The sequence below is a fragment of the Gilliamella sp. BG3 genome, from assembly GCF_046635605.1.
Classification (GTDB): Bacteria; Pseudomonadota; Gammaproteobacteria; order Enterobacterales; family Orbaceae; genus Gilliamella; species Gilliamella bombi.
In genome coordinates this window covers 87,353-100,329 of sequence record NZ_JBIDFE010000003.1, presented here as the reverse complement: position 1 = coordinate 100,329, position 12,977 = coordinate 87,353, and the positions used below count along the sequence as shown (strand labels likewise).

The window sequence follows — 12,977 nt, the reverse complement described above, 5'->3', positions numbered from 1 at the left end:
AATTACACAATAGTTAACAAAAGAAATAACATGAATTACAATCAAGAGACAAATCTAGAACCCAACTTCGCTATTGACACTGAAGATGACGAAATCATCTACGTTAGTAAAAGTGAAATTAAACGTGATGCTGAAGCTTTAAAAAAATTAGGGATTGAACTTGTCAAGCTAAGCAAAAACGAACTTGAAAAAATTCCTCTCGATGAAGATCTCACTTATGCAATTGGACTTGCGCAGAAAATAAAAAAAGAAGGGTATCGCCGCCAAATTCAATACATTGGTAAACTGCTGCGTAACCGAGATATTGACCCAATTAGTCAAGCACTTGATAAACTTAAAAATCGCTATAATCAGCAAATCGCCCTATTTCACAAACTTGAAAAACTTCGTGATGAATTGATTGCAACTGGCGATGCCGAAACTATTATCGGTTTGTACCCAACTGCCGATCGTCAGCAATTACGAACCTTAGCCCGTTTAGCAAAAAAAGAGCAAGAAACAAACAAGCCAACCAAAACGGCAAGACAAATTTTTCAATATTTAAAAGAATTGAGCGACACTGAATAATCTTTATAAGGTGCGCTTATTATTATTCACAAACACTATATAAACTTAGATAGAGGATACAAAAATGGGACTTTTAAATGTACCAGCAGGTAAAGAATTACCAGATGATATTTACGTTGTGATTGAAATTCCAGCCAATGCAGATCCAATTAAATATGAAGTTGATAAAGACACTGGCGCTGTATTTGTTGACCGTTTTATGGCTACAGCAATGTTTTATCCATGTAACTATGGTTATATTAATCACACATTATCATTAGATGGCGATCCAGTTGATGTATTAGTCCCAACGCCATACCCATTACAACCAGGCTCAGTTATTCGTTGCCGCCCAGTTGGTGTATTAAAAATGACAGACGAAGCAGGTCAAGATGCAAAACTAGTTGCAGTACCTCACAGCAAACTATCAAAAGAATATGATCACATTAAAGATGTTGATGATTTACCTGAATTACTCAAATCACAAATCAAACACTTTTTTGAACAATACAAAGCATTAGAGAAAGGTAAATGGGTGAAAGTTGACGGATGGGATAACGCAGATGCCGCCCGTAAAGAAATTATTGAGTCATTTGAACGAGCAAAAAACAAATAAAGTTCAATAAAAAATATTTTTATCAAGGCCATAAATATTATTTTATGGCTTTTTTATTTTTCATAATTTTTAGTGACTTTAAAAATCAATTAAAATTTCAACGTCCAAAATTTGACTTTTATCAATTAAAAAATAATTTCCTGAAAATTCAATAAAACTTTTTTTTTTATAAAAAAAAATTATTATTCACATCTTGCTTTTGATTATAATTTATGCGGTAATATCACTGGGTAAACAACAAAGTACAAAATAGTGAATAACAATGAACCACAATAATGTATTTTTAAGCACATTATCTTGGCTTTTAGTTACATTATTAACACGATGTTAAAACCCATACGGTCGTAATGGCTAATTATTAATTATTGTTAGGATGTCTAGTAAATGAATAAAAAAACAGGCCAAGTAAAATGGTTTAATGAAAGTAAAGGTTTTGGTTTTATTACCCCTGCGGATGGAAGTAAAGATGTATTTGTTCACTTTTCAGCTATTTCAGGTGATGGTTTTAAAACATTAGCTGAAGGACAACAAGTTGAATTTGCTATCCAAGATAGCCCTCGTGGACCTGCAGCTGCTGAAGTCGTTGTAATCTAATTGAAACTTTAGAATTTCATATTAGAAAAACGCTCACTCACAAAGTGAGCGTTTTTTTGTCTCTAAAAAAACTAAAAATCTCTCTAAAATGAGAGCATAAAAAAAGCGACCCTAAGGTCGCCTTATAAACAAAGTTAAATATCAATTATTTTTTAGAAATAACTGCGATTAAATCTAATACTTTGTTTGAATAACCTACTTCATTGTCATACCAAGAAACAAGTTTAACAAAGTTATCACTTAATTGGATACCAGCTTTAGCATCAAATACTGAAGTACAAACTTCACCTAAGAAATCAGTAGAAACAACATCATCTTCGGTATAGCCAAGAACGCCTTTCATTGGGCCTTCAGCAGCGGCTTTGATTGCTTTACAGATATCTTCATATTTAGCTGGTTTTTCTAAACGAGCAGTTAAGTCAACAACAGAAACGTCTGGAGTAGGAACTCGGAAAGCCATACCAGTTAATTTACCGTTTAATTCAGGGATAACTTTACCAACCGCCTTAGCAGCACCAGTTGATGAAGGGATGATGTTTTGAGCAGCACCACGACCACCACGCCAATCTTTATGAGATGGACCATCTACAGTTTTTTGAGTTGCAGTTGTTGCATGAACAGTTGTCATTAATGCTTCAACAATACCAAAGTTATCGTTGATAACTTTAGCTAAAGGCGCTAAACAGTTAGTTGTACAAGAAGCATTAGAAACGATATCTTGACCAGCATAATCTTTATCATTAACACCGATAACAAACATTGGAGTGCTGTCTTTAGAAGGGCCAGTTAAAACAACTTTCTTAGCACCAGCTTGGATGTGTTTACGAGCAGTTTCATCAGTTAAGAATAAACCAGTTGCTTCAGCGACAACATCAACACCAACTTCATTCCATTTTAAGTTTGCAGGATCACGTTCAGCAGTAACACGAATTGCTTTACCATTAACGACTAATTTACCATCTTTAACTTCAACTGTACCGTCAAAACGACCATGTGTTGAATCATATTTAAGCATATAAGCCATATACTCAACATCTAATAAATCGTTGATAGCAACGATTTCAATGTCTGAACGTTTTTGAGCAGCACGGAAAACAATACGACCAATACGGCCAAAGCCATTAATACCTACTTTGATTGTCATAACAATTACCTTCTTTTTAGTGTTTTTAATGTTAAAAATCTTTCCTGTAAACTATCAAATTTTAAAGATTTATTCAAGAAGATTCCTAATAATTAAACACGAATTGATTAAATAGATTAAACTGAATGTAATTTATATTAATTATTATAAATAAAATCATGATATTGTAAAAAATAACCTGACGTAGTAAGCCGTACTATAATCAAAAACCGTCCCAAAACTAAATAACAAACCAATAACTTAGTTTTCAGTTTTCGATATATTCTAACGTCGTGAAAAGACAGGCATATTAATTTTACAATATGTAGGATTTTCACCTTAAAACATTTCAGACAGAAATCTGATTTTATTGGAATTTTTTCAAATAAACGTATTTACTATCTAATAGTAAATACGCAAACTAGGGGGCTTTACCTTACATGGAAACTTTTTTAATGCTTGTTCCTTATTAGCACCATAAACTTAACCACATTCCAAAGATTAAAAGCTAAGGAGTAACGCAAAGACCCCGCGGGCTATTACTCGATTGGTTGAAGTACACATCACCAACATCTGAGTCCACATCAAACTGAGTATTTCCAGCCGTGTCGCTTGTCCAGTATTGGTAGTCATAGACGAAACCTGCTCCAGCATAAAGGTACGTACCGCCCCACTCAGTGAAAAATCCTGCTCCTATTCGACGCTGATAATGATTACCACTTGATGATGGCGTAGCGCCGACAGAGCCTTTACACCAATCACCTTCCCATGTACCCAAACAGATTGCGTTCGTTAGATCCTTTACTTGCGGCACTCGATAGCCTAAATATCTACACCACGCTTCTGTATTAGAATAGTTATCTTGTTTATCTTTACGGTTCACGAACCACTTCTGTAATGCAAATCCATATTTTACCAGCTCATTACCAGTACTAATATCTCTACCCACTAACTCAAAAATCTGCGGTAACCTTGGCACAGCAATTCGATTAGGATAATGATTATTTATTTGAGCGCTTGCCTCAGGACCTTTTAGCGTAACGCGCGCTATAATTTCTCCTCCAGATGTAAGCCAATCATCTTCAGCCCATATCCATGTCACTGTGGCTGTTATTCCCCCATGTGTAACTGGCTCCCATACCAATTGGCGTGCATCAATTTCCTCTATAACTAAATCAAAATATAATCCATCAGCGCCTGTAGTCGGAAAATTAAGGCCGTATGATGCAGGATTGGTTGATTGAACTAAAAAGCCCTCATCAGGATTCCATATATCAGCTGGACCTGCGAAGTTGACTCCACTAATATCTACACCATTTTTACCAAATAGCAGATTCGGCCTTGCATAATTGATAACTACCGACTGTGGTAGCATTATTGCATCACTACGATGATTATTTACACGACCACTTTTACTAGTTAATGCCTGTAAACTCCATGAAGATGACAGTAATAACACCCCCAACACCAATAGGCTTTTTGGAAACAATTTCGATAATACGTTGAGAGATAATTTGGAAGATATAAATAAGTTTCGTGTAAAAATTCGTCGAATAAGATTATTTAATAAATTTAAGACATAGGTTTGCCAGTGCTGGTGTCTGGTGTCTGGTGTCTAAAATGATAATGCATTATGGTTTACCTGTCAAGTAATGATTTGTTTTATTTAGATTTTTTACAATTGCTTGCTTATTTAATAAGCTTTCTTTCCTATAGCGATAAAAGTATAACCATTTAAGATATAGCTGGCTAGTTTTTTAGCGGATTTTTTGTAAAGAAATGTAAAGATAAAACAATTCGACTTTATAGATAGGTTAATTTTATAATTAAAATATGCTGTTAGCTTTATAGCTTTTGAGTTTTGTCGAAATAACTGATATTGGTGATAACGTTTAATTTAAGAATTTTGAGCGTAACATCTTACAACTCACATGAGATACAAAATATGAACTACGGTACCCAACGCTCTCGCTCTTAACCATCGGTATGATTTACTCGAATCATTATGATATTCGCCTTTTTTAAGCCTATTTGCTTTGCTCAGAAGTGCCAAATTGTTCCTGATAAATTGGCATCCCTGACAAAGCACAAACTCGCCAAGCAGTCCAATTTTTCGTGCTGCCTCACTCTGTTAGCAAAGCACTACAACACAGTTAAAAGATAGGTGGATTGACCTTGCCGTGTTGTGTGTTTTCTCTAAAATAGTTCAGGTAGACCATTGATTTTATTAAAGTTTTTTATTTCACTTAATTTAAGTAATTATTAGCTAATTTCTGTTTTTATTACAATGTTTTTGCTGTGTTTTTTGTGCCTTGCACATGCTAATAATTAAAGCGAATTAATTAGTTAGTTCGTTATTTTTTGAAAAGTGTTACAGGTCAGTTTTGAAGTGATTTTTACTTTTTTTGCTACTAAAAGTAAAAATGATTTTCTTTTTTATTTTTTGGCGTACAATCAAAATCACCCATAAATATAGGTAACGTTATGTTATATAATAACAAATATATACATCATGAACTTCATCACCATGAGTGTTGTCATGGCAATTGTTTAAATATGGCACATAATCATGTTCATTTATCTCACGATATAACTTGTCATCAAGAATCAACACATAGCTGTGGGGGCGATACTCATACTACGTCTAAAAATGAGTTTGACGATCCCCCTGATGATCCCAACAGGCTAAACGAGCAAATTAAATTAACTTGGAAAATAAAAGGCATGGATTGTGCGCACTGTGCTCAACAAATTGAAAATAGCCTAAAAGCGTTACCCAATATTAACCAAATTAAGATTGTTTTTTCTACCGAAAAGTTGGTGGTATTTGTTCCCCAACATAATGAAAAAACCATTAAATTAATAGAAAATAAAGTTATCGAGCTAGGCTATAAACCTATTTTTGAATCATCTCCAGAACATTCTCATCATCATGATCATTCCCACAGTTTTGATAAAAAAGAACTAATTCCTTTAGTGGTATTAGGCACTTTAATTGTGATGAGTTATATCCTTTTGTTATGGAATCAAACCGTTGGCGAATATGCCTTTATAATGACAGCAATTGTTGGGTTAATACCTATTTTGAAAGAAGCGGTAGTTTTAACGCGTAGTGGTACACCATTTGCAATTGAGTCGTTAATGAGTGTGTCAGCTATTGGAGCTTTGTTTATTGGTGCCTCCGAAGAAGCAACCATGGTCTTATTTTTATTTATGATAGGCGAAATGCTAGAAAGTATTGCTACAAGTAAAGCTAAAAAAGGTATTTCGTCGCTCGCTGAGCTGATGCCCCAAGAAACAGTGATAATCATTAATGGGGAGCGAAAAACGGTTGCCAGTCATAGCTTAAAACCCAATGATATTATTGAAATTTCGTCTGGTGGTCGTTTGCCTGCTGATGTGATTTTGATAAGTGAGCAAGCCAATATTGATGAAAGTGCACTAACTGGTGAGTCGATCCCTGTTAATTATCTTTCTGGCGATAAGATTTTGGCTGGTTCACTCGTGGTTGATAATACAATCCAATTAAAAGTGGTATCAGAAGTTGGGCAAAATGCGGTAGATCGTATTTTACAGTTGATTGAAGATGCCGAGGAGCGTAAAGCACCTATTGAACGATTTATTGATAAATTTAGTCGTTATTATACGCCAGCAATTGCTTTATTTGCTCTGTTAGTGATTATTGCGCCACCTTTGTTGTTCAATGCTGATTGGTATACTTGGTTTTATCGAGGTTTAACTCTATTGTTAATTGGTTGCCCTTGTGCATTGGTTATTTCAACGCCTGCGGTAATAACGTCGGCCTTGTCTAATGCGGCAAAACAAGGCGTGCTAATTAAAGGCGGTGCGGCGCTAGAGCATATTGGTTCAGTTAAAGTGGTTGCATTTGATAAGACTGGTACGTTAACCGAAGGTAAACCGCAAGTCACCGATGTGATTAGTCAAGATATTTCAAAAGAGCAATTATTGACATTAGTTGCCGCTATTGAAAGCGGTTCGCATCACCCCATTGCTAAGGCTATTGTTGATTATGCATTGCAGAATCAATTAAATATTAATGAGGCCGATAATCGTAAAGCGATTGCGGGGGTTGGCGTTCAAGGCGAGGTAGATAATCAGACTTTTTATATTGTGTCACCAAGTAAGGTTGTGACAGTTTCATCACCATTGAAAGATGAACATACCAAAATTATTGAGGAGCTTGAAAACGCTGGTAAAACTGTAGTAGTTGCAGTAACAAGTCAACAATTGATGGGCATTATTGCATTGCAAGATGTGTTGCGGGCTGATGCAATTACTACAATGAATGAGCTTAATAAGCTTGGCGTTAAGACTTTGATGCTGACAGGCGATAATGCGCGAGCGGCCAAAGCCATTGCCTCGCAATTAGGTATGGATTACCGTGCGGAGTTGTTACCTGCCGATAAATTAGCAGAAATTGAAAAGATGCGTATCTCAACGACGATTGCTATGGTGGGCGATGGAATTAACGATTCTCCAGCCATGAAAGCGGCAACCGTAAGTATTGCTATGGGTAGTGGTACTGATGTTGCGCTAGAAGCCGCTGATGCCGCATTAACTAAAAATAGCTTGTTAAGTTTACCTAAGCTAATTGGTTTAACTCGTTTTGCCTCTCGTAATATTAAACAAAATGTTACAATTGCGTTGGGAATTAAGTTAGTATTTTTAATTACCAGCTTATTTGGCTTTACTGGACTGTGGCTGGCTGTGCTAGCTGATTCAGGTACGACTGCGATTGTGACAGCTAATGCGCTTCGAGTTTTGAAATTTAAGAATAAAAGTTAAAATTGGTTTAATTAACCTATTTCACTTGTAGCAAGTGGAATAGGTTCTTTAAATGATTGTTAGGTTATTATTCATCACTTCTTAATGAGATTTCGCCACCAATATGAGCTTCAATTTTACCATTTTGTTCTAACAATAAGGCTCCTTGGTCATTTATACCTTTTGCTATTCCTTGAATAATATTATCGCCAATTAATAGTTTTACAGGACGGTTAACAAAGTTATCTAGTCTATTCCAATCATTAATAAATGGCACTAAACCATGTTTTTCAAATTCTATTAATTGACTTTTTAAGGTTTTGGCAACCTGCGCAACTAATAAGTTACGATCAACATTGCCTAAATTAGCCCATTTTTGGTTAACTATGTTGGTATCCGGGTTTGTCATGGTTAAATTGACGCCAACACCAATCACAACATGGGCACAGTCGCCAGTTTTACCTGCAAGCTCAACTAAAATACCAGCTAGTTTTTGATCGTTAAGATATAGATCGTTTGGCCATTTAACTTTGATGTCTTGGCCAGATAATGTACGTAAGGTGTCAGCAATAACAATACCAACAACTAAACTCAATCCCATTGCCGCCGCTACGCCTTGTTCTAGTCGCCAATACATTGAAAAGTATAGATTAGTGCCAAAAGGTGAAAACCATTTTCGCCCTCGCCTTCCCCGTGCTTTGGATTGAAATTCGGCCACACAGCAATCGCCCGATGTTAGTTGATCAATTCGATCCAGTAGATATTGGTTAGTTGAATCAATAATAGGTAATATTTCACATCGACTATTCGATTGATAATGCTGGTTAATTTTGGTTTTATTAAGCAAATTAAGAGGCGCTGCCAAGCAATAGCCTTTACCCTGTATTGAGGTTAGCTCAATCCCCCACTCACGCAGTTGTTTGATGTATTTATTAATGCCTGCACGGGTTATGCCAAAAATTGTTGCCAATTCTTCCCCTGAATGGAATTGACCATCGGCTAGTATTTCAATTAATTTAAGCGGATTTTTGTAGCTGCGCATCCGTTCCTCTTTTTTGGGCTAATAATATAATAAAGTATAACGAAATTATAGCAAAACTAACAAATAAATAGGTGTTACTTGTTTTATCCATAATAAATGCTATCACAGCAGGAGCAACTAAACTCCCTAATGTATTGGTTAATAGCATTGCTTGATTCATCGCCACAATATCTTGCTTTCTAACACACGAGCAAGCCCAAGCCATGGATATGGGATAAATGGTGTAAATAGTGGCGCCTAATAAAATAATCGCCAACGCATTAAACCAATTGAATATCAGCATAATACATGCAATTAACATTAGTAACGATTCAATTAATAATATAAGTTGCCGTCCAAATTTGTCTGCACACCAGTTAGCAGGCATTTGTGCAATCACTCCTGATAAAATCAGTAAAATCATCCAATTAGCCACCTGAATATCACTATATCCTAAATGTGAGTAATAGGCTGGTAAAAGTGAATATAACGATCCAATTAACATACCTGCAATAACACAACCAGTTAACCCAAGTCGAGAGGGTTTATTTAATATCATTGGCATGATGTTAAAGCTGCTTTTTTTCCTTTTTGGTAATTTATAATGGGTCAGCAAAATAAATAAAATTGCTAATCCCATCAGTAACATAATAACTAATCCAAAATATAATATGTTTTGCGGAAAATACTGCAACAAAGCTTGCCCTAAAACCGTACCTAGGTAATAAGTGGTTAAATAAACTGCCAGCATTTTTCCTCGCGTACGTACAGGGCCAGTGAGTAATATACAACTTTCTATAACCACCCAAGTGACCGCACAAGCAATGCCTATAAAAAATCGCCACATTATCCAGCTATAAAAATTCATTGAAAAACTTAATCCAATGGTTGCAATGGCAAAAATAATGCAACTATAGGTGTATGTGTGCCGAGCATTGAATTTATTAATAAACCAATTGGCGAAAATGGTACCTAGCAAGTTACCAGTAAAATAACTTGATCCGACAAGACCAATTTGCCCAAGCGAAAACTCATTACGCACTAACCACAATGGTACCTGTGTGTTTAATGCTGACAACGAGATTGTTACAAAGAGCAAACTCGTTAATAAAATAGGGAATGAATACGAATGTTTCATAATGTTATCGCGTATAATTATGGGTTAAAATTTGCGGGCAATTATAATTTGGTGCTAATTATAAATAATTGTCTGCATCAATTTCGCCCGAGTTGCCGATAAATCGGATTTCGGGTGATAAATTCACCGAGAATTTTTGTAATACACATTTTTTTATATGTCGAGCTAATTCAACCACATCTTGTGCTGTTGCTTGGTCTTTATTAACTAAAACCAATGCTTGTTGTTGATGCACAGCCGCTCCGCCTATTTGGTAGCCTTTAAGACCACACTGATCAATAAGCCAACCTGCGGCTAATTTTGTTTGATGATTAGCTTGTGGATATATTGGCATGTTTGGATAAATTTCAAGTAGCTTGTCCGCCACAATTTTATCGATCACAGGGTTTTTAAAAAAACTTCCACCATTGCCTAAAACCTTTGGATCTGGCAATTTACTACAACGAATTTCGCACACTTTATCAAATATCATTTTTGCAGTAACAATTTTGGGATCAAAGTTTCGCAATTCCCCATAAGTTAAAACTGGCTGCCACTGTTTTGGTAATTTTATACCAACATTGATAACAGCATAACCTTGCAAATACGCTTTTTTGAAGATACTTTCACGATATCCATATTGGCCATCAGTTACAGTGATGATTTTGCCTGTAGCTAGTTCAAGTAGCTCCACATAATCAGCAACTTTTTGAAACTCAACACCATAAGCACCAATGTTTTGAATCGGTGCCGAACCTACACATCCAGGAATTAATGCTAGATTTTCAAGTCCTGGTATGTTCTGCTTGATTGTTGTTGATACTAGATCATGCCAAGTTTCACCAGCACCAACTTTTAAATGCCATGCTTGTTCTGTTTCGCTAATGGTAATACCTTTGATACGATTAACAATAATAATACCATCAAAATCACAGGTAAAAAGTGTGTTACTGCCTTCACCAATAATCATAATTGGTAAATTTTGGGAGTTATCTTGCCAAACCTGTTGTAATTGTTCGGGACTGGTTACAGTAACAACGTTTTGCGCAAAAACAGTTAAACCAAATGTATTAGGAATTTTTTGTTTCATTGATAACTACCTTTAATTTTTTGTGAAAATAGATGCCCGAAAATCAATCAATTTCTTAGGTTATTTTTATAGTTTGGGATCTATCGTATTTAATGTTTATATTACCACATTGGTTAGGAGCTGTTGATCTTTTGTATTAATCATAAGCATCCTTTACATTCTTAGTCACATCATGCAATGTACTAATGCAATCATACTGATATAATTTCTTGCCAACTTATTGTAACGTGTTACTACATTCAATAATGTTTCATTTTTCAGTGATTATCTGTTAACAATCTCCAGAGCATAACAAATTGTTATTATTAGCATTTTGCAAAATTATATTATAACACCATCTTTAATAGCGTCTTTCTATTTCCTTTTATTGAAAGAGCAACTGCTTTTAGCTGTATTTGATATTTTAATTAATTGTTAGGCGTGACGAAGTCCTTAAAATGCAAGTGTTCAGTATACCTAATATGTAGAAAGATGCCTTATCCGTTTTTAAATGTTTGCTGAATCGGTGACAATTATTTTTTCTTGATGATATAGGAGCCATATCGGATATTTGTGATACAAGGTTAGTGCTTTTTTATGTATATTCATTATAGTAGCTTCTCTAACAACTGTGAACAACACGATTCCTACATATAAGTAAAAATTAAATCATTCCTAATAAAGAATAATTTACAGAACATAAAAACTTATCGGTATATTAGTAATGAATTTTAAGTAAATGTTTGCTAAAATATAGCGATTTTTTAATTATTATCTGGAGAATTTTATGGCAGGTCATAGTAAATGGGCCAATACGAAACACCGTAAAGCTGCACAAGATGCAAAACGGGGTAAAATCTTTACCAAAATTATTCGTGAATTAGTAACTGCGGCAAAATTAGGTGGTGGCGATCCAGCGTCAAACCCTCGATTACGAGCTGCAATGGATAAAGCGTTATCTAATAATATGACCCGTGATACCATGAACCGAGCTGTTGCGCGGGGTGTTGGTGGGGAAGATGATAGCAACATGGAAACGATCATCTATGAAGGTTATGGTCCTGCTGGCACAGCTGTAATGGTTGAATGCCTGAGTGATAATCGTAATCGAACTGTGTCCGAAGTACGCCATGCATTTACTAAAACAGGTGGTAACTTAGGTACTGATGGTTCAGTTTCATATTTGTTCACTAAAAAAGGCGTTATTTCATACCCAACTGGTACTGATGAAGACCAAGTTATGGATGCTGCGCTTGAAGCAGGGGCAGACGACGTTGTGACTTATGATGACGGCGCAATTGATGTATTTACTACACCAGAATCATTTGGTGAAGTAAAAGATGCGCTTGATGCTGCTGGGCTAGTTGCCGAAGCCGCTGAAGTATCAATGATTCCAGCAACAAAAGTCGATCTTGATATTGAATCTGCACCAAAATTATTACGTTTAATTGATATGCTTGAAGATTGTGATGATGTTCAAGAAGTTTATCATAATGGTGAAGTTTCTGACGAGGTTGCTGCAACACTCTAATGGCCATTATTCTTGGCATCGATCCTGGATCTCGTTTGACGGGTTACGGTGTAATCCATCAAACGGGACGACAACTTACCTACCTTGGTAGCGGATGTATTCGTACTGCTGTTGATGATTTACCTACTCGTCTAAAACGAGTATACGCCGGTGTTAGTGAAATTATTTTACAATTCCAACCTGATATGTTTGCTATTGAACAAGTTTTTATGGCTCATAATGCCGATTCCGCATTAAAGTTAGGTCAAGCAAGGGGAGCAGCAATTGTTGCTGCTGTAAATAATAATTTACCTGTTTTTGAATACGCAGCTCGTTTAGTTAAGCAGAGTGTAGTAGGAACAGGCGCAGCCGATAAAAAGCAAGTGCAACATATGGTCAAATTATTATTAAAGTTACCAGCTAGCCCTCAAGCTGATGCCGCTGATGCCTTAGCTATAGCAATCACCCACGCCCATACAAGTCAGCAGTTACTAAAGCATCGCAAGTAAATATAACAAAATTCAATTTACGTATACGCAACTATATAAATAAAAAATGCGCCAAAAAAACGGCGCATTTCGTTATTTTAATAGCTC

The 12,977-nt window shown here is 35.7% G+C and carries 11 protein-coding genes; 6 read left to right on the top strand and 5 right to left on the bottom strand.

Going from position 1 to position 12,977, the window contains the following annotated elements; translation table 11 throughout:
* The first annotated feature begins 30 nt into the window (after window positions 1-30).
* From yjgA to ACGH6S_RS02125, 3 genes are all read left to right on the top strand, one after another.
* Window positions 31-567 (top strand): ribosome biogenesis factor YjgA, encoded by a 537-nt coding sequence (yjgA, locus tag ACGH6S_RS02135; protein WP_411578623.1) that lies wholly within the window; start codon window positions 31-33, stop codon window positions 565-567.
* A 64-nt stretch (window positions 568-631) separates the two neighbouring features.
* Window positions 632-1,162 carry an inorganic diphosphatase gene (ppa, locus tag ACGH6S_RS02130; protein ID WP_065589290.1) on the top strand — a complete coding sequence of 177 codons (531 nt, stop codon included), beginning with the start codon at window positions 632-634 and terminating at the stop codon, window positions 1,160-1,162.
* A 384-nt stretch (window positions 1,163-1,546) separates the two neighbouring features.
* Window positions 1,547-1,756: a cold shock domain-containing protein gene (locus ACGH6S_RS02125; protein ID WP_025315032.1), complete on the top strand. Its 210-nt coding sequence runs from the start codon at window positions 1,547-1,549 to the stop codon at window positions 1,754-1,756.
* A 145-nt stretch (window positions 1,757-1,901) separates the two neighbouring features.
* On the opposite strand, the gene gapA is transcribed toward ACGH6S_RS02125, so the two are convergent.
* A complete protein-coding gene (gapA, locus tag ACGH6S_RS02120; RefSeq protein ID WP_034912538.1) occupies window positions 1,902-2,900 on the bottom strand; it encodes a glyceraldehyde-3-phosphate dehydrogenase in 999 nt (332 codons plus the stop codon).
* 487 nt (window positions 2,901-3,387) lie between these two features.
* Window positions 3,388-4,338 carry a hypothetical protein gene (locus ACGH6S_RS02115; protein WP_411578622.1) on the bottom strand — a complete coding sequence of 317 codons (951 nt, stop codon included), beginning with the start codon at window positions 4,336-4,338 and terminating at the stop codon, window positions 3,388-3,390.
* Window positions 4,339-5,363: 1,025 nt separating this feature from the next.
* On the opposite strand from ACGH6S_RS02115, the gene ACGH6S_RS02110 reads away from it, so the two are divergent.
* Window positions 5,364-7,685, top strand: coding sequence for a zinc/cadmium/mercury/lead-transporting ATPase (locus tag ACGH6S_RS02110; RefSeq protein ID WP_296302616.1), 2,322 nt, complete (start codon window positions 5,364-5,366; stop codon window positions 7,683-7,685).
* A gap of 67 nt (window positions 7,686-7,752) precedes the next feature.
* Here ACGH6S_RS02110 and birA read toward each other — a convergent pair whose 3' ends face one another.
* The 3 genes from birA to murB are packed head-to-tail and all read right to left on the bottom strand — an operon-like array spanning window position 7,753 to window position 10,892.
* Entirely contained in the window at window positions 7,753-8,706 is a 954-nt protein-coding gene (gene birA / locus ACGH6S_RS02105; RefSeq protein WP_174799444.1) for a bifunctional biotin--[acetyl-CoA-carboxylase] ligase/biotin operon repressor BirA, read from the bottom strand.
* Entirely contained in the window at window positions 8,681-9,823 is a 1,143-nt protein-coding gene (locus ACGH6S_RS02100; RefSeq protein ID WP_065560337.1) for an MFS transporter, read from the bottom strand. Before ACGH6S_RS02100 ends, birA begins: the two co-directional genes overlap by 26 nt.
* 58 nt (window positions 9,824-9,881) lie before the next feature.
* Window positions 9,882-10,892, bottom strand: coding sequence for a UDP-N-acetylmuramate dehydrogenase (murB, locus tag ACGH6S_RS02095; RefSeq protein ID WP_174799443.1), 1,011 nt, complete (start codon window positions 10,890-10,892; stop codon window positions 9,882-9,884).
* Between the two features lie 766 nt (window positions 10,893-11,658).
* Between murB and ACGH6S_RS02090 the strand changes: the two genes are divergently transcribed.
* Together ACGH6S_RS02090 and ruvC are read left to right on the top strand one after the other, a co-directional pair.
* Window positions 11,659-12,402 (top strand): YebC/PmpR family DNA-binding transcriptional regulator, encoded by a 744-nt coding sequence (locus ACGH6S_RS02090; RefSeq protein WP_065560314.1) that lies wholly within the window; start codon window positions 11,659-11,661, stop codon window positions 12,400-12,402.
* A complete protein-coding gene (gene ruvC, locus ACGH6S_RS02085; protein ID WP_034914152.1) occupies window positions 12,402-12,890 on the top strand; it encodes a crossover junction endodeoxyribonuclease RuvC in 489 nt (162 codons plus the stop codon). The genes ACGH6S_RS02090 and ruvC overlap by 1 nt, the downstream gene beginning before the upstream one ends.
* The last annotated feature ends 87 nt before the right edge of the window (window positions 12,891-12,977 follow it).

Bases quoted from the DNA above. Each gene is read 5' to 3' on its own strand.
- ruvC (WP_034914152.1), top strand. From the start codon at position 12,402: ATGGCCATTATTCTTGGCATCGATCCTGGATCTCGTTTGACGGGTTAC.
- ACGH6S_RS02125 (WP_025315032.1), top strand. From the start codon at position 1,547: ATGAATAAAAAAACAGGCCAAGTAAAATGGTTTAATGAAAGTAAAGGT.
- ACGH6S_RS02090 (WP_065560314.1), top strand. From the start codon at position 11,659: ATGGCAGGTCATAGTAAATGGGCCAATACGAAACACCGTAAAGCTGCA.
- murB (WP_174799443.1), bottom strand. From the start codon at position 10,892: ATGAAACAAAAAATTCCTAATACATTTGGTTTAACTGTTTTTGCGCAA.
- ACGH6S_RS02100 (WP_065560337.1), bottom strand. From the start codon at position 9,823: ATGAAACATTCGTATTCATTCCCTATTTTATTAACGAGTTTGCTCTTT.
- ppa (WP_065589290.1), top strand. From the start codon at position 632: ATGGGACTTTTAAATGTACCAGCAGGTAAAGAATTACCAGATGATATT.
- ACGH6S_RS02110 (WP_296302616.1), top strand. From the start codon at position 5,364: ATGTTATATAATAACAAATATATACATCATGAACTTCATCACCATGAG.
- birA (WP_174799444.1), bottom strand. From the start codon at position 8,706: ATGCGCAGCTACAAAAATCCGCTTAAATTAATTGAAATACTAGCCGAT.
- gapA (WP_034912538.1), bottom strand. From the start codon at position 2,900: ATGACAATCAAAGTAGGTATTAATGGCTTTGGCCGTATTGGTCGTATT.
- yjgA (WP_411578623.1), top strand. From the start codon at position 31: ATGAATTACAATCAAGAGACAAATCTAGAACCCAACTTCGCTATTGAC.